The sequence below is a fragment of the Pseudomonas frederiksbergensis genome (assembly GCF_035751725.1).
Taxonomy (GTDB): Bacteria; Pseudomonadota; Gammaproteobacteria; order Pseudomonadales; family Pseudomonadaceae; genus Aquipseudomonas; species Aquipseudomonas frederiksbergensis_A.
The window spans coordinates 4,781,919-4,802,839 of sequence record NZ_CP142104.1; the positions used below are offsets into that span (position 1 = coordinate 4,781,919).

The 20,921-nt window shown below is 60.7% G+C and carries 20 protein-coding genes and 1 pseudogene; 9 read left to right on the plus strand and 12 right to left on the minus strand.

All coding sequences use genetic code 11. The annotated features are described in order from the left end of the window. Positions 1-89: 89 nt before the first annotated feature. The 3 genes from thrC to VQ575_RS21410 form a co-directional block, all read right to left on the minus strand. Positions 90-1,499, minus strand: a complete 1,410-nt coding sequence (gene thrC, locus VQ575_RS21400) for a threonine synthase (RefSeq protein WP_039592055.1) — start codon at positions 1,497-1,499, stop codon at positions 90-92. Between the two features lie 103 nt (positions 1,500-1,602). After that, positions 1,603-2,907, minus strand: coding sequence for a homoserine dehydrogenase (locus VQ575_RS21405; RefSeq protein ID WP_030139555.1), 1,305 nt, complete (start codon positions 2,905-2,907; stop codon positions 1,603-1,605). A 132-nt stretch (positions 2,908-3,039) separates the two neighbouring features. Then, positions 3,040-3,771 (minus strand): DsbC family protein, encoded by a 732-nt coding sequence (locus VQ575_RS21410; protein WP_039592056.1) that lies wholly within the window; start codon positions 3,769-3,771, stop codon positions 3,040-3,042. A 359-nt stretch (positions 3,772-4,130) separates the two neighbouring features. Between VQ575_RS21410 and VQ575_RS21415 the strand changes: the two genes are divergently transcribed. Continuing rightward, positions 4,131-4,394, plus strand: coding sequence for an acyl carrier protein (locus VQ575_RS21415; protein ID WP_411829985.1), 264 nt, complete (start codon positions 4,131-4,133; stop codon positions 4,392-4,394). Positions 4,395-4,415: 21 nt separating this feature from the next. Here the strand turns inward: VQ575_RS21415 and xerD are convergent, their stop codons facing one another. The 6 genes from xerD to ffh all read right to left on the minus strand — a co-directional run bounded on the left by xerD (position 4,416) and on the right by ffh (position 9,010). Further along, positions 4,416-5,312, minus strand: a complete 897-nt coding sequence (xerD, locus tag VQ575_RS21420) for a site-specific tyrosine recombinase XerD (protein WP_039592057.1) — start codon at positions 5,310-5,312, stop codon at positions 4,416-4,418. Positions 5,313-5,437: 125 nt separating this feature from the next. Then, positions 5,438-5,788, minus strand: coding sequence for a 50S ribosomal protein L19 (gene rplS / locus VQ575_RS21425; RefSeq protein ID WP_003175895.1), 351 nt, complete (start codon positions 5,786-5,788; stop codon positions 5,438-5,440). Between the two features lie 45 nt (positions 5,789-5,833). Further along, a complete protein-coding gene (gene trmD, locus VQ575_RS21430; protein ID WP_181289115.1) occupies positions 5,834-6,607 on the minus strand; it encodes a tRNA (guanosine(37)-N1)-methyltransferase TrmD in 774 nt (257 codons plus the stop codon). Further along, complete coding sequence (gene rimM, locus VQ575_RS21435; protein ID WP_039592064.1) at positions 6,589-7,125, minus strand: ribosome maturation factor RimM; 537 nt, start codon at positions 7,123-7,125, stop codon at positions 6,589-6,591. The genes trmD and rimM overlap by 19 nt, the downstream gene beginning before the upstream one ends. A 5-nt stretch (positions 7,126-7,130) precedes the next feature. Then, the gene (rpsP, locus tag VQ575_RS21440) at positions 7,131-7,382 is read right to left on the minus strand and encodes a 30S ribosomal protein S16 (RefSeq protein ID WP_003198088.1); all 252 of its coding nucleotides are present in this window, start codon (positions 7,380-7,382) and stop codon (positions 7,131-7,133) included. A 251-nt stretch (positions 7,383-7,633) separates the two neighbouring features. Further along, positions 7,634-9,010, minus strand: coding sequence for a signal recognition particle protein (gene ffh, locus VQ575_RS21445; RefSeq protein WP_003198085.1), 1,377 nt, complete (start codon positions 9,008-9,010; stop codon positions 7,634-7,636). A 206-nt stretch (positions 9,011-9,216) separates the two neighbouring features. On the opposite strand from ffh, the gene VQ575_RS21450 reads away from it, so the two are divergent. From VQ575_RS21450 to cmoB, 8 genes are all read left to right on the plus strand, one after another. Then, entirely contained in the window at positions 9,217-10,029 is an 813-nt protein-coding gene (locus VQ575_RS21450; RefSeq protein WP_039592067.1) for a cytochrome C assembly family protein, read from the plus strand. A gap of 12 nt (positions 10,030-10,041) precedes the next feature. Continuing rightward, positions 10,042-11,283: a CNNM domain-containing protein gene (locus VQ575_RS21455; protein ID WP_039592069.1), complete on the plus strand. Its 1,242-nt coding sequence runs from the start codon at positions 10,042-10,044 to the stop codon at positions 11,281-11,283. A gap of 300 nt (positions 11,284-11,583) precedes the next feature. Next, the gene (locus VQ575_RS21460; RefSeq protein WP_045155147.1) at positions 11,584-12,897 is read left to right on the plus strand and encodes an MFS transporter; all 1,314 of its coding nucleotides are present in this window, start codon (positions 11,584-11,586) and stop codon (positions 12,895-12,897) included. Between the two features lie 152 nt (positions 12,898-13,049). Continuing rightward, positions 13,050-15,464 carry an endopeptidase La gene (gene lon, locus VQ575_RS21465; RefSeq protein WP_039592074.1) on the plus strand — a complete coding sequence of 805 codons (2,415 nt, stop codon included), beginning with the start codon at positions 13,050-13,052 and terminating at the stop codon, positions 15,462-15,464. 142 nt (positions 15,465-15,606) lie between these two features. Next, the gene (locus VQ575_RS21470; RefSeq protein WP_039592077.1) at positions 15,607-15,999 is read left to right on the plus strand and encodes a protease inhibitor I42 family protein; all 393 of its coding nucleotides are present in this window, start codon (positions 15,607-15,609) and stop codon (positions 15,997-15,999) included. 2 nt (positions 16,000-16,001) lie between these two features. After that, entirely contained in the window at positions 16,002-16,637 is a 636-nt protein-coding gene (locus VQ575_RS21475) for a lysoplasmalogenase (RefSeq protein ID WP_039592078.1), read from the plus strand. Positions 16,638-16,696: 59 nt separating this feature from the next. Beyond that, entirely contained in the window at positions 16,697-17,440 is a 744-nt protein-coding gene (gene cmoA, locus VQ575_RS21480; RefSeq protein WP_039592080.1) for a carboxy-S-adenosyl-L-methionine synthase CmoA, read from the plus strand. After that, positions 17,437-18,393, plus strand: a complete 957-nt coding sequence (gene cmoB / locus VQ575_RS21485) for a tRNA 5-methoxyuridine(34)/uridine 5-oxyacetic acid(34) synthase CmoB (RefSeq protein ID WP_039592081.1) — start codon at positions 17,437-17,439, stop codon at positions 18,391-18,393. The genes cmoA and cmoB overlap by 4 nt, the downstream gene beginning before the upstream one ends. A gap of 39 nt (positions 18,394-18,432) precedes the next feature. Here cmoB and tadA read toward each other — a convergent pair whose 3' ends face one another. The 3 genes and pseudogenes from tadA to VQ575_RS21500 all read right to left on the minus strand — a co-directional run. Next, on the minus strand, positions 18,433-18,930 hold the full coding sequence (gene tadA / locus VQ575_RS21490; protein ID WP_039592082.1) for a tRNA adenosine(34) deaminase TadA: 498 nt from the start codon (positions 18,928-18,930) through the stop codon (positions 18,433-18,435). After that, complete coding sequence (locus tag VQ575_RS21495; protein ID WP_198725776.1) at positions 18,930-20,306, minus strand: multicopper oxidase family protein; 1,377 nt, start codon at positions 20,304-20,306, stop codon at positions 18,930-18,932. The genes tadA and VQ575_RS21495 overlap by 1 nt, the downstream gene beginning before the upstream one ends. A gap of 145 nt (positions 20,307-20,451) precedes the next feature. Further along, positions 20,452-20,706, minus strand: a pseudogene (locus tag VQ575_RS21500) (DUF6632 domain-containing protein); the annotation flags it as partial. Positions 20,707-20,921 lie beyond the last annotated feature (215 nt).

The following is a 20,921-nucleotide window of genomic DNA, read 5'->3' on the forward strand; positions in this document are numbered from 1 at the left end:
CTCCAAGGGCGGAAACCCGGCCAGTTTGGCATGCAGAAACAAGAAAGCCCGTCAGGAGACGGGCTTCAAAATGTGACAACTGCGGGGCGTCAGAGAGGCTTGCCGCGGTTGCCATGCTGACTGACAAAGGCCTGCACGGCTTTCAAGTCGTTGGGCAACACTGTGCAACGCTCGTTTCGCTCAAACAAATCCGAAAGATGTGTAGGCAGCTCAAGCGCTTTTCCTACGCCAGCTTTCTCCACGGCTTCCGGAAACTTGACCGGATGAGCGGTGCCCAGGATGACCATCGGGATATCCAGGCTACGGCGGCACTCGCGCGCGGCCTTCACACCGATGGCAGTGTGCGGGTCGAGCAACTCACCGCTCTGTTCGAACACCTCGGCGATGGTTTCGCAGGTCTGCGCGTCATCCACCGCCAGGGAATCGAACAGTTTACGGGCTTCTGTCCAGCGCTCGGCTTCGACGCTGAAACCACCGCCCTGGCGGAAGCTGTCCATCAGGCCCGCAATCGCCGCGCCGTTGCGACCGTGCAGGTCGAACAGCAGGCGCTCGAAGTTCGACGACACCATGATATCCATCGACGGCGACAGCGTGGCGTGCAGGGTCTCCTTGACGTACTGGTTGCCACTCATGAAGCGGTGCAGGATGTCATTGCGGTTGGTGGCGACGATCAATTGATTGATCGGCAGCCCCATGTTGCGAGCCAGGTAACCGGCGAAGATATCGCCGAAGTTGCCGGTCGGCACCGAGAACGCCACCGAACGGGCCGGCCCCCCCAACTGCAGGGCCGCGTGGAAGTAGTAGACGATCTGGGCCATGATCCGTGCCCAGTTGATCGAATTCACGGCCACCAGTCGCGTGCCCTTGAGGAAGCTCTGGTCGGCGAAGCTGGCCTTGACCATTTCCTGGCAATCATCGAAGTTGCCTTCGATGGCGATGTTGTGGATGTTATCGCCGAAAATCGTCGTCATCTGCCGACGCTGCACTTCCGAGACACGGTTGTGCGGGTGCAGGATGAAAATGTCGACGTTCTCGCAATGCTTGCAGCCTTCGATGGCGGCCGAACCGGTGTCACCGGACGTTGCACCGACGATCACCACGCGCTCGCCACGCTTTTGCAACACGTAGTCCAGCAGGCGGCCGAGCAGTTGCAGGGCGAAGTCCTTGAACGCCAGGGTCGGGCCGTGGAACAGCTCCATGACCCATTCGTTACCGTTGAGCTGACGCAGCGGTGCGATGGCATTGTGGGAAAAGACGCCATAGGTCTCTTCCAGGATCTTCTTGAAATCAGCGTCCGGGATGCTGCCGGTGACGAATGGGCGCATCACTCGGAATGCCAGCTCGTGGTACGGCAGGCCTGCCCAGGAGGCGATTTCTTCCTGGGTGAAGCGCGGCAGGTTTTCCGGCACGTAGAGGCCGCCATCCGTGGCCAGGCCGGCCAGCAGGACATCTTCGAAATTCAGGGCCGGTGCCTGGCCGCGGGTACTGATATAGCGCATAGGGACAAACCTTCGGTTTGAGCTGTAGGCGGTAAGCTACGAGCTGCAAGTAAAAGCGGATCTGCCTTTACTTGGAGCTTGCAGCTTGCCGCTCACAACTGCTTCAGTTCAAGTGTTCGACGCGGATACGGACCACTGGGCCAACAACCCCCTGGAGCGCTTCCAACGCGGCGATCGCATCGTTGATGCGCTGCTCGACCACGCGGTGGGTCAGCAGGATCATCGGCACCAGGCCATCGTGTTCCTCGACTTCCTTCTGCATGATCGACTCGATGTTGATGCCACGCTCCGAAAGAATGCTCGCCACCTGGGCCAGCACACCGGGATGGTCCTTGGCCTGGATACGCAGGTAGTAGGCACTTTCGCACGCGTCGATCGGAAGAATCGGATGGGCCGACAACGAATCCGGCTGGAAGGCCAGGTGTGGCACTCGGTTTTCCGGGTCGGAGGTCATGGCGCGAACCACGTCCACCAAGTCGGCGATGACCGACGATGCGGTCGGCTCCATGCCAGCGCCGGCGCCGTAGAACAGCGTCGAGCCGGAGGCGTCGCCATTGACCATGACCGCGTTCATCACACCGTTGACGTTGGCGATCAGGCGGTCGGCCGGGATCAGCGTCGGGTGCACGCGCAATTCGATGCCGCTGGCGGTGCTGCGCGCCACGCCCAGGTGCTTGATGCGATAGCCCAGGGCTTCGGCGTAGTTCACGTCCGCGGTGGTCAGCTTGGTGATGCCTTCGGTGTAGGCCTTGTCGAACTGCAATGGAATGCCGAACGCAATGGACGCCAGGATCGTCAGTTTGTGCGCCGCATCGATGCCCTCCACGTCGAAGGTCGGATCGGCCTCGGCATAACCCAGGGCCTGGGCTTCGGTGAGTACATCCTCGAAGGTGCGCCCTTTTTCGCGCATCTCGGTGAGGATGAAGTTACCGGTGCCGTTGATGATCCCCGCAACCCAGTTGATACGGTTGGCCGACAGGCCTTCGCGAATCGCCTTGATCACTGGGATGCCACCCGCCACGGCGGCTTCGAACGCCACGATCACGCCCTTCTCGCGCGCCTTGGCGAAAATCTCATTACCGTGAACGGCAATAAGCGCCTTGTTCGCGGTGACCACATGCTTGCCATTCTCGATGGCCTTGAGTACCAGCTCTCGGGCAACGGTATAGCCGCCCATCAGCTCTATCACGATGTCGATCTCAGGGTTCGTGGCCACTTCGAAGACATCGTTGGTAATCGCAATACCGGTCGTCTGGAACTGAGGCTTTGGCGTGCGCATGGCAATTTGTGCCACTTCGATCCCACGCCCGGCACGACGAGCAATTTCCTCGGCGTTGCGCTGAAGTACGTTGAAGGTGCCGCCACCGACGGTACCTAACCCACAGATGCCTACTTTGACCGGATTCACTCTTGACTCCCCATGAAACGGCCGACGCAAGGTCGGCCGTGAAATACAGCCGCGCAGCAACGCGACTTTGTGTTTAACGGCCCGGCGAACGCTTTCGCCGAGCCGTGATCTTCAAAAGCGGATCGACGCAGGTCATTTTGCGTCCAGGGCCAGTTTGGCGACTTGCGGCGCCGGCTGATAGCCCGGAATCACCTGGCCGTCGGCCAAAACGATGGCCGGCGTGCCGTTGACGCCGATGGACTGGCCGAGGGCGAACTGCTTGGAAACCGGGTTCTCGCACTTGGCGGCCTTGATTTCCTTGCCGTCGACCATCTTGTCCATGGCCGCTTTCTTGTCCTTGGAGCACCACACCGCCTGCAACTGTTCATCGCCCGGCGAGCCCAGGCCCTGGCGCGGGAACGCCACATAACGCACTTCGATGCCGCGCTTGTTCAGCTCCGGCACTTCCGCGTGCAGCTTGTGGCAGTAAGGACAGGTGGTGTCGGTGAACACAGTGATGTGCGACTTGGTTTCGCCGATCGCCGGGTAAACCACGGTTTCAGCGACCGGGATGCCGTTGATCAATTTGGAGATGCCCTGGCGCTCGGTGATCTCGGTGAGGTTGACCGGCTTGCCATCCTTGAGTGCGAACAGGTTGCCCTGGACGATGTACTGACCGTCAGCGCTGGCATACAGCACGCGGCTGCCCTTGAGCTTGACTTCATAGAGCCCGGACATGGGGCTGGCAGAAATGGTTTCGATCGGCACTTCAAGCTCGAGGTTGGCCAGGCTCTTGCGGATAGCCTGGTCAGCCGCGTCGTCGGCGATGGCAAAGGTACTGGCCAACGCAATGGCGGCGGCGGTGAACATCTGGATCAAACGCATGGGGACTCCTGAGGCGAACAAATAGGCGGGGAACACCGACGCATGGATTCGGGTTCAAGCCGCCCACTGTGCAAACCGTAGAAGCCTACCACATAAGGCCCGCGTGGCCGAATGCCGGTGATACAAGGCATTGGTAGATGCTCTTCTGAATGTGGAGCCCTGCAGCACGCTGTAGGTCGATTCCTCTTATAACGTAGGAATTATCTAATTGAGTATTCCTTGAAGATTCCTGCTGTCGAGCTGGCATAGCATCCCTTCGATACCGGATAGATAAGGAGACTCTGTTATTGGTCGCGGCATTCCATTTGTCGCAGCCGGCCTGGCTGTCTTCGACTTGGTCAGTATCGGCCTGTGCGCCTATGAGGCAAAAAATGGAAAGTAACCGGGCAGCCCTTACCGAGAAAGTTATTCAGCTATTCGTCGAAATAGTCGGCTTTATCGACCCTGACCAGGTGACGGAGCAAACCGATTTCATTCATGACTTCGAGATTATCGATGATGATCTAGCTTGCTTCGTCATGCAGGTGGAATGGCAATTTGAACTGGGCTCCTCACAAAAAGATTGGGACTCCATTACGACAATAAGGCAGATTGTTGACCTCATCCTTCGTCAATCCAGGTAGTCCGATAATCACCCTGTAATTTCAGCCCCGCGGGTGATGCTTGGCATGTAAGTCTTGCAACCGTGCCCGAGCCACATGGGTGTAGATCTGAGTGGTGGACAGGTCGCTATGACCCAGCAGCATCTGCACCACCCGCAAGTCGGCGCCGTGATTGAGCAAGTGCGTGGCGAAGGCATGCCGCAAGGTGTGCGGGGACAGAGATTTATTGATCCCGGCCACCTTGGCCTGGTGCTTGATACGGTGCCAGAAAGTCTGGCGGGTCATTTGCTCGCCGCGCAGGCTCGGAAACAGTACATCACTGGGACGCCCGCCCAGCAGGTCATGGCGGGCATCACGCATGTAGCGCTCGACCCAGACGATCGCTTCCTCGCCCATCGGCACCAATCGCTCCTTGCTGCCCTTGCCCATCACCCGCAGCACGCCCTGGCGCAGGTTCACTTGCTCCAGCGTCAAACTGATCAGTTCAGTTACCCGCAAACCACAGGCGTACAACACTTCGAGCATGGCCCGGTCGCGCTGGCCGATGGGATCGCTGAGGTCGGGGGCCGCCAGCAGCGCCTCCACATCCGCTTCCGACAAGGATTTTGGCAGCGGACGGCCCAGCTGCGGCATTTCCACGCGCAAGGTCGGGTCTACCGCGATTACCTTTTCCCGCAGTAAATAGCGATAGAACCCACGCAGACCGGAAAGAAATCGTGCGGTGGAGCGCGGTTTGTAGTTCTGTTCCAGGCGCCACGCCAGATGATCGAGGATCAGCTCCCGGCCGGCATTGGCCAACTCCAGGTTCTGTTCCTGTAACCAGCCGTTGAACAGGGCCAAATCGCTGCGATAGGCGCCACGGGTATTATCGGAGAGCCCCTTCTCCAGCCACAGGGCGTCGAGGAACTGGTCTATCAGCGGATGATCGATGGCTGGCATAAAGACTCATGAGCTAGCGAAGGCTGCATTGCTTGAAAATGACGAGAGAAGAGTGCTCAAAGCACAAATCGCAGGCAACAAAAAAGCAGCCCGCAGGCTGCTTTTTTTTGCATCGGAAGCTGGACTTAAGCCAGTTTTTCCTTGATGCGAGCTGCTTTACCCGACAGGTCACGCAGGTAGTACAGCTTGGCTTTACGCACGTCACCGCGACGCTTGACAGCCATGCTGTCGATTTGCGGGCTGTAGGTCTGGAAAGTACGCTCTACGCCAACACCGTTGGAGATTTTACGAACGGTGAATGCACTGTTTACGCCGCGGTTACGCTTGGCGATAACAACGCCTTCGAACGCTTGCAGACGCGAACGGTCGCCTTCCTTCACTTTCACCTGGACGACAATGGTGTCGCCTGGGGCAAAGGTAGGGATCTCTTTGGTCATCTGCTCTGCTTCGAGTGCAAGGATGATTTTGTTAGTCATGCTGTGCTCCTAAGGCAAGTCAACGGACTTACCATCGATACGTTGTTAACTATCGTCCCGCTCGCGGATGTATTCCTCGAGCAGCTTCTTCTCTTCTCCAGAAAGCGAGCGGCTTTCCAGAAGATCGGCGCGTCGTTCATAGGTCCGACCAAGGGACTGCTGTAAACGCCAACGCCGGATGTGCGCGTGGTTGCCACTTAGCAACACGTCGGGAACACGCTGATCCGCATACACCTCCGGTCGGGTGTAGTGCGGGCAATCCAGCAGACCATCCGTAAAGGAATCTTCCTCGGCGGAATCCGCATGCCCTAAAGCTCCAGGCAGCAGTCGTGTAACCGCGTCGATCAGGACCATCGCCGGCAGCTCGCCGCCAGACAGTACATAGTCGCCAATCGACCACTCTTCATCGACATGAGCTTCAATGAAACGCTCGTCAATGCCTTCATAGCGGCCGGCAATCAGGATCAATGCATCCGAATTCGCCAGCTCGCGTACCGCCGACTGAGTCAGCTGGCGGCCTTGGGGCGACAGGTAGATCACCTTCGCACCCTCCCCGGCTGCCGCCCTGGCCTGAACCAGTGCATCTTCCAGGGGCTTGATCTTCATCACCATGCCCGGACCACCGCCAAACGGGCGATCGTCCACAGTGTGATGCCGATCCGTGGTGTAGTCCCGCGGATTCCAACAGGTGAGCTGCAACAGCTCCTGTTTCACCGCGCGGCTGGTTATGCCGTATTCGCTGATGGCGGAAAACATCTCGGGAAACAGCGTGATCACTTCAACGCGCAAGTTAGCCACGTTTAGAAATCCGCATCCCATTCCACCTTCATCTCGCCAGCTTCAAGGTCGACGGCCAACACGCATTGCTCGGTATAGGGCAACAGGCGCTCGCGATCATCCAGGCTGCCGACGCAAGGCTTGACCACCATGACATCGTTCGAACCGGTCTCGAGCAGGTGATCGATTTTCCCGAGCAATTGCCCGAGGTGGTCGATGACCTTCAGACCCACCAGCTGGTACCAGTAGTACTCGCCGTCGGTCAGTTCAGGGAACAGGTTGCGCGGCACGCAGATCTCATAACCGGCCAGAAGACGCGCTTCTTCACGATCATCGAGACCCTTGAGCTTCGCGACCAGGAACTTATCGTTCCCGCGTCCGCTGACCAGCTCCACCTGTTTCACGCTACCTTCGCGCTTGAGCGTCCAGGTTTTGTAGTCCAACAGGTTCTTGATCGGATCAGTAAAGGAATACACCTTCACTTCGCCGCGAACGCCATGTACAGAATAGATCTTGCCGACAACGATCAAATCACCGGCATCATTTGGCGTCGCGTTCATACTGCTCAGGCCGCGGCCTTAGCCGATTCCTTCAACAACTGAGCAACGCGCTCAGAAGGTTGTGCACCAACGCTCAGCCAGTAGGCTACGCGCTCTTGGTTCACGGACAGACGAACTTCCTGACCACGGGCAACAGGGTTGAAGAAACCAACCTGTTCCTTGTGGGAACCGTCGCGCGGGTTGCGGCTGTCGGTTACGGTCAGGTGGTAAAACGGGCGCTTTTTGGAGCCGCCAAGGGCAAGACGGATTGTTAGCATGTGAACATCGTTCCTGTAGTCGGTGCTGCAAATCTAAATGCACAGCGGGCATAGGTGCCCGAAAGGCCGCATATTCTAAGGAATATCCGGACTTTTGCAAATGACTTTTTCCGGCGCCTGGCGCCGTGCGATCAAGATCTGCCATAGAGCCGTCATGAAAAACGGCAGGTCAGCTCCCGCGCAGTGCGGGTTTGCTGGAGATCCCCGCTTCCGTGCGGGGCAACGCCGACATGACAGCCGGCGCAGATTCTTTACATTTTCGGCATGCCGCCGCCGGGCAACATACCGCCCATGCCGCGCATCATCTTGGCCATCCCGCCCTTGGCGGAGAATTTCTTCATCATCTTCTGCATCTGCTTGTGCTGCTTGATCAAGCGACCGATGTCCTGCACCTGGGTGCCGGAACCCATGGCGATACGGCGCTTGCGCGAACCGCTTATCAGCTCAGGGTCGCGGCGCTCGGCCGGGGTCATGGAGTTGATGATGGCTTCCATCTGCTTGAACTGCTTTTCAGCCGCGCCCTGGGCGTTGCCCATTTGCGCCAGGTTCACGCCGCCGATGTTCGGCAGTTTGTCCATGAGGCCGCCGAGGCCGCCCATGTTCTTCATTTGTTGCAGCTGGTCGCGGAAGTCTTCAAGGTCGAAGCCCTTGCCCTTCTTCAGCTTCTTGGCCAGTTTGTCGGCCTTGTCCTTGTCTAGGGTCTGCTCGGCCTGCTCGATCAGGCTGAGCACGTCGCCCATGCCAAGGATACGCGAGGCGATACGCTCGGGGTGGAACGGCTCGAGCGCTTCGCTCTTCTCGCCCATGCCGATGAACTTGATCGGCTTGCCAGTGATGGCGCGGACCGACAACGCGGCACCGCCACGGGCGTCGCCGTCGACCTTGGTCAGGATCACGCCGGTCAGCGGCAGCGCATCACCAAACGCCTTGGCGGTGTTGGCCGCGTCCTGGCCGGTCATGGCATCGACGACGAAAAGGGTTTCCACCGGGTTGATCGCGGCATGCAACGCCTTGATCTCACCCATCATCTCTTCATCGATGTGCAGGCGACCGGCGGTATCGACGATGACCACGTCGATGAATTTCAGCTTTGCTTCTTTAATAGCCGCCTGGGCGATGTCCACCGGCTTCTGGCTCAGGTCGGACGGGAAAAACGTCACGCCGATGTCGTTGGCCAGGGTTTCCAACTGCTTGATCGCCGCCGGACGGTAGATGTCCGCCGACACCACCATCACCGACTTCTTCTTGCGCTCTTTAAGGAAGCGCGCCAGCTTGCCGGCTGTCGTGGTCTTGCCCGCGCCCTGCAGGCCGGCCATCAGCACTACCGCTGGCGGTACGGCGCTGAGATTGAGGTCTTCGTTAGCGGCGCCCATCAGGCTTTCGAGCTCGGCCTGGACGATCTTCACGAACGCCTGGCCCGGCGTCAGGCTGCGCGACACTTCGGTGCCGACGGCGCGTTCCTTCACCGAATTGACGAAGTCCTTGACCACCGGCAGGGCGACGTCGGCTTCGAGCAACGCCATGCGCACTTCGCGCAAGGTGTCTTTGATGTTGTCCTCGGTCAGTTTCGCCTTGCCGGTGACATGGCGCAGCGTCTGTGAGAGACGGTCGGTTAGGTTTTCAAACATGCGCGATCCTTTCAGGCCCAGATGAGACCGGGATAATGGCGGCCCAGACCGTGAAATATGTGCTCGGCGAGCCTGCGGCGTGGGCAGGTCGCGGATTATAGCGAAGAAGCGTGCGACGTACACCTCGCTGTCAGTTGCGGCGGTCTTTCGTGCGGTAGGGGTTCTATGCCAAACTCAGCGCCTTTCGGGCCTGCCTAACAGGATTTATGCTCCCCTTGTCACCCAGCTTGCTTGCTACCCTCGCCGCCGCTTGTCTTTATGCCGCTGCGACCTTCTATCAGGGCACCCGCCTGGCCTCCGGCGCCAAGGCGAACAAGCGCCTGCTGGTCACGCTCGGCGTGCTGGCGGTGCTCGGCCATGCGGTCAGCCTGTTCACCCACTTGATGACGCCGATCGGCCTGGGCCTGGATTTCTTCAACGCCGCCAGCCTGATCGCCGTGGCCGTGATCGCCCTGACGCTGCTGGCCTGCTCGCGCATCCCGGTGGAAAACCTGCTGGTGCTGCTGTTCCCGCTGGGGCTGGCCACAGTGTTGCTGGCGCAGTTCGCGCCCTCGGGCACCGTGCAGATCATCGACGAGGAGCCGGGCATCCTTGCTCATATCCTGCTGTCGATCCTCGCCTACGGCCTGTTCACCATCGCGGTGTTCCAGGCGCTGCTCCTGCTGGTGCAGGATCACCAGCTCAAGCACAAGCACCCGTCCGGGCTGATCCGCAACTTCCCGCCCCTGCAGACCATGGAAAGCCTGCTGTTCGGTTTCCTCTGGGCGGGCTGGACCCTTCTGTCATTGTCGCTGATCTCCGGCTGGCTGTTCGTCGAGAACCTGTTCGCCCAGCATCTGGTGCACAAGACCCTGCTGGCGTGCCTGGCATGGGTCGTGTTCAGCGTGCTGCTGTGGGGCCGCAACCGCCTCGGCTGGCGTGGCCACAAAGCCATCCGCTGGACCCTGGCAGGCTTCTGCCTGCTGATGCTGGCCTACTTCGGCAGCAAGCTGGTCCGCGAATACATCCTGCATGTCTGACGGACGACGCTGATGGATAGGCTGCCCCTGGGGCCATTGTTTGCGGTGATGGTCGTGCTGATCCTCTGGTCAGCCCTGTTCACGGCCATCGAAGCCGCCCAGCAACATCTGCTCGCCCAACGCAGGGCCTCGCGCGCCGGCGACAAGCCATTGGCGAAGCTGAATTTCCCGTTGGCCAGCCTGATCCTCTGCAACACCCTCTGTCGCGCCCTCGCCGTGGTCATCGGCACATGGCTGGCAATTTTCACCTGGCTGGAAAACGGCCCCTGGCTGGCTTGGCTTGGCACCAGTGCAGCCCTGCTGGTGTTCGCCGACTACCTGCCGCGCACCCTTGCCACCCGTTATCCCGATGCAGTGCTGGGCCTGGGCAACAGTTTGCTTGGCGTGCCATTGAAAATCCTTTATCCGGCGGCCTGGCTGCTCGATGGCCTTAGCCAATTGCTGCTGCGCCCCTTTGCCCACAAGCCCGGCGCGGTCCAGCAAAGCGACGATGAAATGCCCGCGGCGCCGCGCACCGAGCATGAGCAGGAACAGGGCAGCGGTCGGGTCCATCCGGTCTCCGGCATCCATGCGCTGGACAACATCACCGTCAACGACATCCTCGTGCCTCGCAGCGAGGTGGATGGAATCAACCTCGACGACCCCATCGGCGACATCATCGACCAGTTGCGCCTGAATCGGCGTACCCGCCTACCGGTGTTCCACAGCGATATCAACCAGGTCGAAGCGGTGCTCAATACCCGTCAGGTTCGTCATCTGCTGGCAGATGCGAGCCTGACCAAGGAAGCACTGCTGGCTGCCTGCCACGAACCTTACTTCGTCCCCGAAAGCACCCCGCTGCAGTTGCAGCTGCTCAACTTTCACAAGCAACAGCGGCGCCTGGGCATGGTGGTAGATGAATATGGTGAAGTGTTGGGTATCGTGACCCTGGAGGACATCCTCGAGGAAATCGTCGGCGAGTTCGAAAGCGAGCACAGCCTCGACAACCCCCACGTCCATCCCCAGCCCGACGGGCGCTTGATGATCGATGGCGCGGCATCGATCCGCGAGCTGAACAAGACACTCGGCTGGCATTTGCCTTGCGACGGGCCCAAGACCCTCAATGGCCTGGTGACCGAAGCACTGGAAACCATCCCGGAAAGCCCGGTGTGCCTGAAGATTGGCCGCTACCGGCTGGAAATCATCGAAACCGTTGATAACCGCGTCAGCCAGGTGTTGGTGTGGCATAACAGTACGGTGCCGACTTTTTCCTGAATCCCAGCAGCTCAAGGTAAATCCCCTCGCCACAAAAAGCTCATCGCCAGCCCTGATATTGTGTGCGGGCTCACTTGTTGATTCGTTAGCCTCCTTCTTATACTCAATCCGCTTACCCAGCCTTGCCCGAACCCGGTGCCTACCCTGCACCAAGACGGTTCCGGGCCGTTCACCGGCCATATCCGCTTCAGCCCTGCGACTGTTCCTACCCGAAACAGCGACAGCGCCCACCCCACATCCCTGGGGGGTCGACCATAATAATTCGCTCCAACGGAGCACATGACTGTCAGGGATAACCGCATGACAACCACTACCTGCAACGACGCCGTGCCTGTCGAGCCAACCAACTCCGCCACCCGAGTGGCGACCGCGAGCTTCATCGGCACCGCCATCGAATTCTATGACTTCTACGTCTACGCCACCGCCGCCGCGCTGGTGATCGGCCCGGTATTCTTCCCGCAGACCTCCGGCACGGCACAGATGCTGTCGTCCTTCCTGACCTTCGGCATCGCGTTTCTCGCCCGCCCACTGGGCTCGGCGCTGTTCGGCCATTTCGGCGACCGGATCGGGCGCAAGTCGACACTCGTGGCCTCGCTGCTGTTGATGGGCGTGTGCACCACGCTCATCGGTGTGCTGCCCGGCTACGCCAGCATTGGCGCCTGGGCTCCCATCCTGCTGTGCCTGCTGCGTTTCGGCCAAGGCCTGGGGCTCGGCGGAGAATGGGGTGGCGCCGCCTTGCTGGCCACCGAAAACGCGCCCAAAGGCAAGCGCGCCTGGTTCGGCATGTTTCCCCAACTGGGTCCTTCCATCGGCTTCCTGGCGGCGAACGGGTTGTTCCTGACCTTGGCCATGACCCTGGATGATGAGCAGTTCCGCTCCTGGGGCTGGCGAATTCCGTTCCTGCTCAGCGCCGTGTTGGTGATCGTCGGCCTCTACGTACGCCTCAAGCTCCACGAGACGCCGGTTTTCGCCAGCGCCATGGCCCGCCAGGAACGGGTGAAAATCCCTTTGGTCGAGCTGTTCAGCCAGTACTGGGCGCCGACACTGCTTGGCGCAGCCGCGATGGTGGTGTGCTACGCCCTGTTCTATATCTCCACGGTGTTTTCCCTGAGCTATGGCGTCGCGAGCCTGGGCTACAGCCGCGAGACCTTCCTCGGCCTGCTGTGCTTCGCGGTGCTGTTCATGGCCGCCGCCACGCCGCTGTCGGCCTGGGCGAGCGACCGGTTTGGCCGCAAGCCGGTGCTCATCGGTGGCGGCCTGCTGGCGGTGGCCTCGGGTTTTCTCATGGAACCCCTGCTGACCCAAGGGTCGACGGGAAGCGTGGCGCTGTTCCTGTGCATCGAGCTGTTTCTGATGGGCGTGACCTTTGCCCCCATGGGCGCGCTGCTGCCGGAGCTGTTCCCTACGCATGTGCGCTACACCGGTGCCTCGGCGGCGTACAACCTGGGCGGCATCGTCGGCGCCTCCGCAGCGCCGTTCTTCGCTCAGAAGTTGGTGGCGATGGGCGGCCTGAGCTACGTCGGCGGCTACGTCTCCGCTGCCGCAGTGCTGAGCGTAATCGCGGTGCTATGCCTGAAGGAAACGCGTCATAACGACTTGAACCGGATTTCCTGAAGTCTCCGTGGCGAGGGACCTAGCTCCCTCGCCACGCCAACCTGTCGCCGACCTGAACGGGAGGCAGTGAAATAACAGCTGACAATTCCCCCCATTGAAACCACCCCCCACCTGCCCCATCTAAGATCCATACTCCATTGCGCAGGTGCCCCATGAGCGACCAGCACTCTACTGAAGCGACGAACGAATACGCTGAATCCGAGCATATCGAACATACTTCCTCCGGCACCGGCCTGGCCCTGCCTGGCCAGAGCCTGCCGGACAAGGTCTATATCATTCCAATCCACAACCGTCCGTTCTTCCCGGCCCAGGTGCTGCCGGTCATCGTCAACGAAGAACCGTGGGCCGAAACCCTGGAATTGGTGGCCAAGTCCGAACATCATTCCCTGGCGCTGTTCTTCATGGACTCGCCCCAGGAAGACCCACGTCATTTCGACACCTCGAAGCTGCCGCTCTACGGCACGCTGGTGAAGGTGCACCACGCCAGCCGGGAAGCCGGCAAATTGCAGTTCGTCGCCCAGGGCCTCACCCGCGTACGCATCCGCACCTGGCTCAAGCACCATCGCCCGCCGTACCTGGTGGAAGTCGAGTATCCGCACCAGCCAAGCGAGCCGACCGACGAGGTCAAGGCCTATGGCATGGCGTTGATCAATGCGATCAAGGAACTGCTGCCGCTCAATCCGCTGTACAGCGAAGAGCTGAAGAACTACCTCAACCGTTTCAGCCCCAATGACCCATCGCCGCTGACCGATTTTGCCGCCGCCCTCACCTCCGCCACCGGCAGCGAGCTGCAGGAAGTGCTCGATTGCGTGCCGATGCTCAAGCGCATGGAGAAAGTCCTGCCGATGCTGCGCAAGGAAGTCGAGGTTGCGCGGTTGCAGAAGGAGATTTCCGCCGAGGTCAACAGCAAGATCGGCGAACATCAGCGCCAGTTCTTCCTCAAGGAACAACTCAAGGTCATCCAGCAGGAGCTGGGGCTGACGAAGGACGACCGCAGCGCCGACCTGGAGCAGTTCGAGCAACGCCTGGAGGGCAAGGTGCTGCCGGCCCAGGCCCAGAAGCGCATCGAAGAGGAGATGAATAAGCTCTCGATCCTGGAAACCGGCTCACCGGAATATGCCGTCACGCGCAACTACCTGGATTGGGCAACGTCAGTGCCGTGGGGCGTTTACGGCCAGGACAAGCTCGACCTCAAGCATGCACGCAAGATTCTCGACCAGCACCACGCTGGCCTGGACGACATCAAGGACCGCATCCTGGAATTCCTCGCCGTGGGCGCCTACAAGGGCGAGATCAGCGGCTCGATCGTCTTGCTGGTGGGCCCGCCCGGCGTGGGCAAGACCAGCGTCGGCAAGTCCATCGCCGAATCCCTTGGACGGCCGTTCTACCGTTTCAGCGTCGGCGGCATGCGCGACGAAGCCGAGATCAAGGGGCATCGGCGCACCTACATCGGCGCCCAGCCGGGCAAGCTGGTGCAGGCGCTCAAGGACGTCGAAGTGATGAACCCGGTGATCATGCTCGACGAAATCGACAAGATGGGACAGAGCTACCAGGGCGACCCGGCCTCCGCGCTGCTGGAAACCCTCGACCCTGAGCAGAACGTCGAATTCCTCGACCATTACCTGGACATGCGCCTGGACCTGTCGAAGGTGCTCTTCGTGTGCACCGCCAACACCCTCGACTCGATCCCCGGCCCGCTGCTGGACCGTATGGAAGTGATTCGCCTGTCGGGCTACATCACCGAAGAAAAAGTCGCCATTGCCAAGCGCCATTTGTGGCCCAAGCAACTGGCCAAGGCCGGCGTCTCCAAGGGCAGCCTGAGCATCAACGACAACGCCCTCAAGGCCCTGATCGACGGCTATGCCCGTGAAGCCGGGGTGCGCCAGTTGGAAAAACAACTGGGCAAACTGGTGCGCAAGGCAGTAATGAAACTGATCGAGGAGCCAAAAGCGGTGATCAAGCTTGGGCCCAAAGATCTCGAGGCCTCCCTGGGCAAACCTGTGTTCCGCAACGAACAGGTCCTGTCCGGCGTCGGGGTGATTACCGGCCTGGCCTGGACCAGCATGGGCGGCGCGACCCTGCCGATCGAAGCGACGCGGATCCACACGCTCAATCGGGGCTTCAAAGTCACCGGGCAACTGGGCGAGGTGATGAAGGAGTCGGCGGAAATCGCCCACAGCTACGTCAGTTCACACCTGAAGCAATTCGGCGGCGATCCGAAGTTCTTCGACGAAGCCTTTGTCCACCTGCACGTACCGGAAGGCGCCACGCCCAAGGATGGCCCGAGCGCCGGCGTGACCATGGCCAGTGCCCTGCTGTCCCTTGCACGCAACCAGCCACCGAAGAAAGGCGTGGCCATGACGGGCGAACTGACCTTGACCGGGCATGTACTGCCGATTGGCGGTGTACGCGAGAAAGTCATCGCCGCGCGCCGGCAGAAGATCAATGAACTGATCCTGCCGGAAGCCAACCGGGGCAACTTCGAGGAATTGCCGGACTATCTGAAGGAAGGCGTCACGGTGCACTTTGCCAAGCGCTTTGCGGATGTGGCGAAGGTGTTGTTCTGAGCATGATCTAAAGACTGTATAGGCGCCATTCGCGAGCTTGCTCGCGGTGGGGCCCTTACAAACAACCTGTTCCTCCTGACACACCCAGTAGCATCTTCGGTTATGCTCGCCGTTCGTCGTAAACGCCGGAGCCGTTGCCCTTATGTCCCTCACTCGCCTGCTTGTCCCCGTCAGCCTCGCCCTGCTGAGCGCCTGCGCCACACAGCCGAAACACATCGTGACGGTGGAAAAACAGAGCCAATGCCCAGTGCAGCTCAAAAGCGGCCAGAATCTGATCCTGAGCCTGCCGAGCAACCCCACCACGGGCTATCGCTGGAGTATCCAGGACTCGGCCGGTGGCGTCCTCAAAGGCCTTGGCCCCGAGGTCTATCGCAACCCCGAGGACGCTGGCGTGGTCGGGGCCGCCGGGGTCTCGACCTGGCGCTTCCAGGCCTTTGCAGGCGGTACCGGGCGCTTGCGCCTGACGTATCAACAGCCTTGGGCACCGGAAGTGCCACCCGTGGAAACGTTTGACTGCGCCATTTCGGTGAATTGACTGTGGGCTGGCTGGTCCTCGCACTGATGGGTGCGGCCACCTTTATGTACGGCCTGAGCGTGCATGCCACGTTGCTGTGCCTACTGGTCAAGCCGATGCCGGTACTGGCCCTGCTCGGCTGGCTGCACGACGCGCCGCCAGGCGAATATCGACGCTGGATCAGTCTCGGGCTGATTTTTTCGTTAGGGGGCGATGTGTTGCTGGCTTGGCCGGGCGACTTGTTTGTGTTCGGGCTTGGCGCGTTTTTACTGGCGCACTTGGCCTACCTGAAAGCTTATCTCAGTGACTGCCGCCGCCCGGCGCTGGTGCCGTTGGCCGCTGCCTTGTTCATCGGCGCCTTGCTACTGGGAATACTGGTCTCGAATGGCCTCGGACCGTTGCTGGTGCCAGTGATCGTCTATGGCCTGGTAATCAGCGCAATGCTCTGGAGAGCCCTGGCGCGCTTGGGGACCGAGGTGCCGAAACGCTCGGCCCTGCTCGCGGCAGCCGGAGCGCTGGGGTTTGTCTTTTCCGACAGCCTGATCGGCATCAACCGGTTCGTGGCGCCGTTCCATGCCGCGCCTTATCTGATCATCATCAGTTACTGGCTGGGCCAGTGGGGAATCACCGCGTCAGCGTTTCCCCAAAAGCCGCACTAAAACAGCGTTTTTCTGGTTAAAATGCCGGCCTTTTAACCGCCCCAGCCGCTGGAACCGCCGTGAGCAAAGAGCCCGATCGCCTATTCGCCCAACCCTTGGCCCAGGTGCCCGACTTCGCCTTCAATGAAGACGTGGTGCGAGTGTTCCCGGACATGATCAAGCGTTCGGTGCCAGGCTACCCGACCATCGTCGAGAACCTCGGTGTGCTCGCGGCGCAATTCGCCCAGCCCAACAGCGTTCTCTATGACCTGGGCTCATCCCTCGGAGCCGTCACCCAGGCATTGCGCCGTCACGTACGCACCGACGGCTGCCGGGTGATTGCGGTGGATAATTCCTCGGCCATGGTCGAGCGCTGCCGCGAATACCTCAATGGCCAGGACTCGATGTTCCAGGAGCTGCTGCCCGTGGAGGTGATCGAGGGCGACATCCTGGCCCTGGCGTTCCAGCCGGCTTCGGTGGTGGCGTTGAATTTCACCCTGCAATTCATCGCGCCAGACCAGCGCACCGCCCTGCTGAGTCGCATCCATCAGGCGTTGCTGCCCGGCGGCGCGCTGATCCTTTCCGAAAAGCTGCGCTTCAACGATGCCGAAGAGCACGCACTGCTGACCGACCTGCACGTGGCGTTCAAGCGCGCCAACGGCTACAGCGAACTGGAAATCGCCCAGAAACGCAGCGCCATCGAAAACGTCATGAAGCCCGACAGCCTCGAAGAACACCGCGAACGCCTGCTGCAAGCCGGGTTCTCGAAAGTCGTGCCGTGGTTCCAGTGCCTTAACTTCGCCTCGTTGATTGCCCTGCCATGATTGATCTGTCTCCCCTCGCCCGCCATCTGGCCGGCACGCCCCTGGCCGATTGGGCCACGACGCTGCAAACGCAGCTCGACATCAAGATGGAAAAGGGCCACGGCGACCTGGAGCGTTGGCAAAGCGCCCTCGATGCGCTACCGGTCTTGCAGCCCACCACCGTAGACCTGCTGAACGGGCTGACGCTGGATGCCGATTGTTCCGCCGAAACCCGCGTCCAGATGCGTTCCGCGCTGATGGGTCTTTCGCCTTGGCGCAAAGGACCGTTCGATCTGTTTGGTGTGCACGTCGACACCGAATGGCGCTCGGACTGGAAGTGGTCGCGCGTGGCGCCGCACCTCGACCTCCAGGGCAAGCGCATCCTCGATGTGGGCTGCGGCAATGGCTACTACATGTGGCGCATGCTCGGTGCCGGGGCGGACACGGTGATCGGTGTCGATCCCAACTGGCTGTTTTTCTGTCAGTTCCAGGCGGTGCAGCGCTATCTGTCGCAGCCCAACGCCTGGCACCTGCCGTTCCCGTTCGAAGCCCTGCCGCCGGAGCTGGAAGGCTTCGACACGGTATTTTCCATGGGTGTGTTCTACCACCGCCGCTCGCCGATCGAGCATTTGCTCGCCTTGAAGGATTGCCTGGTCAAGGGCGGCGAACTGGTACTGGAAACCTTGGTGATCGAGGGCGATGAGCATCAGGTGCTGGTGCCCGAGGATCGCTACGCGCAGATGCGCAACGTCTGGTTCCTGCCGTCGGTCCCGGCCCTGGAGCGCTGGCTGCGCCGCGCCGGGTTCAGCGATGTGCGTTGCGTGGACGTGAGCCTGACGACCGTCGAGGAACAGCGCAGCACTGAATGGATGAAGTATCAATCACTGAGCGACTTCCTTGATCCTGCAGACCACAGCAAGACCATCGAAGGACTGCCGGCACCGATGCGGGCGGTGATTGTGGCGCGTAAGTAAATCGCCCAAGCCCCCCATCCGAGGCCACAGGGTATGCGTTCAGCCTGAAGGCTTGGCTCGCCTGGCCTTGAAAAACTCACTGAGTACCGTACTGCACTCTTCAGCCAGCACCCCACCCTCGAATATCACCCGATGGTTCAGGAAGCCCTGGCTGAAAAACTGCCCCTGGCTCTGCACAATCCCAGCCTTGGGCTCCAGGGCGCCATAGACGACCCGGGCGATACGTGAATGAACGATCAGGCCCGCGCACATGCTGCACGGTTCCAACGTGACGTAGAGCGTGCTGCCCGGCAGACGGTAGTTGCTCAGCGCCTGGGCGGCGGCACGGATCGCGACCATTTCCGCGTGGGCGCTGGGATCGTGGCCGCTGATCGGGCAATTGAAGCCGCGGCCAATGATTTCGCCGTCCTGCACCAGCACCGCGCCCACCGGCACTTCGCCCAGGGCCGCACCCTGTTCGGCGAGGGCCAGGGCTTCGCGCATGAAGTCCTGGTCACGGCTGCGGTCGATGATCCTGGCAGGGCGAATCTGGCGCATCACGCGACCTCGATGGCGGCCATCAGGCCGGTTTCCATGTGGTCGATCACATGGCAGTGGAACATCCACACGCCCGGATTATCCGCCACCAGCGCCACCTGCGCCCGCTCGTTCTTGCCCAGCAAGTAGGTGTCGGTGAAGTACGGCACGACTTTGTGCCGGTTCGAGGCGATGACCTTAAAACTCATGCCGTGCAGATGGATCGGGTGCTGGTACTGGGTCATGTTCTTCAATTCGAAAATGTAGCTCTGGCCTTTTTTCAGCGTGGCGATCGGCCGGTCGGCGCAGGTCTTGTCGGTGATGTCCCAGGCCTTGCCGTTGATCTGCCACAGGCTCGGCGGCTTGCCATTGTCGACATTGACCGACACCGAGCCGACCCATTCGAAATTGAAGTTGAGTTTCTCGGCATTGGCCAGGTCCGGCTCGGCCACAGGGTTGGGCGGCAGCGCTGGCGGCCATGGGGTCGGCGCGTCATTGTTAGGCACCGAACGCAGCGTCCCCAGGCGCACCGGGCCGTTGCGCAGTGACAACTCTTCACCGGCCGGCGGCGCCTTGATCGCCAGGCAAATGCGCATGCCCGGGCCAAGCCAGTATTCCTTGCCCAGCGGGCGCGGTTCGATGGGATTGCCATCCAGCGCATAGATCTGCGCTTCAACGCCGGGGATGTTGATACGGTAAGTCAGGGTGTTATCGAGGTTGAGCAAGCGCACCCGAGTGATCTGCCCGGCCGGCAGGTCAATCACCGCTTGCGGCACACCGTTGATGGTCGACAGCCGTCCGGCCGTTCCACCACGCGCCGCCTCACGGGGAATGCTGAACGCGACAAACTCGCCCTGCTCATCGACGTGCCAGCTCTTGAGGCTCAGGGTCTGTTCGTACTTGAAACCCGTGGGCTCACGTTCTTCGATGATCAGTGGCCCCACCAGCCCACGCCCGAGCTCTTCACTGCTGTTGACATGGGGGTGATACCAATAGCTGCCGGCGTCCGGCACGCGGAATTTGTAATCGAAATACTCACCCGGCAATACCGGCAGTTGCGAGACGTACGGCACCCCGTCCATTTCCAGCGGCAAGCGGATGCCATGCCAGTGAATGGTGGTCGCGACCGGCAGGTGGTTGATGAAGCGTACCCGCAGCCATTCGCCCTGGCGCACCCGTAGTTCGGTACCCGGCGCCGAAGGGCCAAACGCCCAGGCTTGGGTCTTGTGCCCGGCCACCAACTCGACATCCAGAGGTGCTGCGATCAATTCGTAGTCGTGACCGGCCTCGGCGTCGGCCATCTTGCCCAACCAATACCGCGACGCGCCGCCTGCGCCCACACCAACGACAACAAGACCGGCCAGGCCACCGAGTATTTGGCGACGGGTAAAGGACATGAACGCGACTACCTCTGGATCTGCGACGGACCGGTAGGCCCGCAAAAGGCGAATACGATACACCCGCAGATGAGAAACGGTAAGGAAACCAAGATGAAAAAAACGTGTGGTGGTTATTTGCCGACAGAAGAATGAATCGAGCGGTCAGCGCGCTTACACCGCGAGGCGTAAAAAAGGCCAGCGCCGCCGCGACGATGGACAAGACAGGCACATCGCCGAGCAAGTGCCCGCAGTGCGACGCGTCGTCCATCCCAGCGCCCAAAGACTGCACGGCCATGATCGCCCCATGCACGACGCTCTACCACACGGTGAACCAGATCAGGCTCATGTGCTTCATTGGATCGCGGGACGCCCTCAGCAGTAACACGCCAAGCGTCGCGTAGATGCCGACGACCATCATCGGATAATCGATCAAAAGGATGCGCAAGGCGACGAGCTCATGGGGACTTCCCGTTACAGGGTGGCCTCCGCTGCAATGGGCAGCAGCAAGCATAAGACGCACGTCACCGTTGGTCGCCACTGTCAACTCTGACAGTGGGCAGTGGAAATACCTACCCCTAGCATCGCTTGCATACCGGCAGAAGAAGCACCTCTACCAGTGCCGCTTCCCGTCCA

Coding starts and splice junctions, on each gene's coding strand:
- thrC (WP_039592055.1), bottom strand. CDS start 1,499: ATGCGCTATATCAGTACCCGCGGCCAGGCACCGGCCCTGAATTTCGAA.
- VQ575_RS21410 (WP_039592056.1), bottom strand. CDS start 3,771: ATGCGTTTGATCCAGATGTTCACCGCCGCCGCCATTGCGTTGGCCAGT.
- VQ575_RS21415 (WP_411829985.1), top strand. CDS start 4,131: ATGAGGCAAAAAATGGAAAGTAACCGGGCAGCCCTTACCGAGAAAGTT.
- xerD (WP_039592057.1), bottom strand. CDS start 5,312: ATGCCAGCCATCGATCATCCGCTGATAGACCAGTTCCTCGACGCCCTG.
- rplS (WP_003175895.1), bottom strand. CDS start 5,788: ATGACTAACAAAATCATCCTTGCACTCGAAGCAGAGCAGATGACCAAA.
- trmD (WP_181289115.1), bottom strand. CDS start 6,607: ATGGGATGCGGATTTCTAAACGTGGCTAACTTGCGCGTTGAAGTGATC.
- rimM (WP_039592064.1), bottom strand. CDS start 7,125: ATGAACGCGACGCCAAATGATGCCGGTGATTTGATCGTTGTCGGCAAG.
- rpsP (WP_003198088.1), bottom strand. CDS start 7,382: ATGCTAACAATCCGTCTTGCCCTTGGCGGCTCCAAAAAGCGCCCGTTT.
- ffh (WP_003198085.1), bottom strand. CDS start 9,010: ATGTTTGAAAACCTAACCGACCGTCTCTCACAGACGCTGCGCCATGTC.
- VQ575_RS21450 (WP_039592067.1), top strand. CDS start 9,217: ATGCTCCCCTTGTCACCCAGCTTGCTTGCTACCCTCGCCGCCGCTTGT.
- VQ575_RS21455 (WP_039592069.1), top strand. CDS start 10,042: ATGGATAGGCTGCCCCTGGGGCCATTGTTTGCGGTGATGGTCGTGCTG.
- VQ575_RS21460 (WP_045155147.1), top strand. CDS start 11,584: ATGACAACCACTACCTGCAACGACGCCGTGCCTGTCGAGCCAACCAAC.
- lon (WP_039592074.1), top strand. CDS start 13,050: ATGAGCGACCAGCACTCTACTGAAGCGACGAACGAATACGCTGAATCC.
- VQ575_RS21470 (WP_039592077.1), top strand. CDS start 15,607: ATGTCCCTCACTCGCCTGCTTGTCCCCGTCAGCCTCGCCCTGCTGAGC.
- cmoB (WP_039592081.1), top strand. CDS start 17,437: ATGATTGATCTGTCTCCCCTCGCCCGCCATCTGGCCGGCACGCCCCTG.
- tadA (WP_039592082.1), bottom strand. CDS start 18,930: ATGCGCCAGATTCGCCCTGCCAGGATCATCGACCGCAGCCGTGACCAG.
- VQ575_RS21495 (WP_198725776.1), bottom strand. CDS start 20,306: ATGTCCTTTACCCGTCGCCAAATACTCGGTGGCCTGGCCGGTCTTGTT.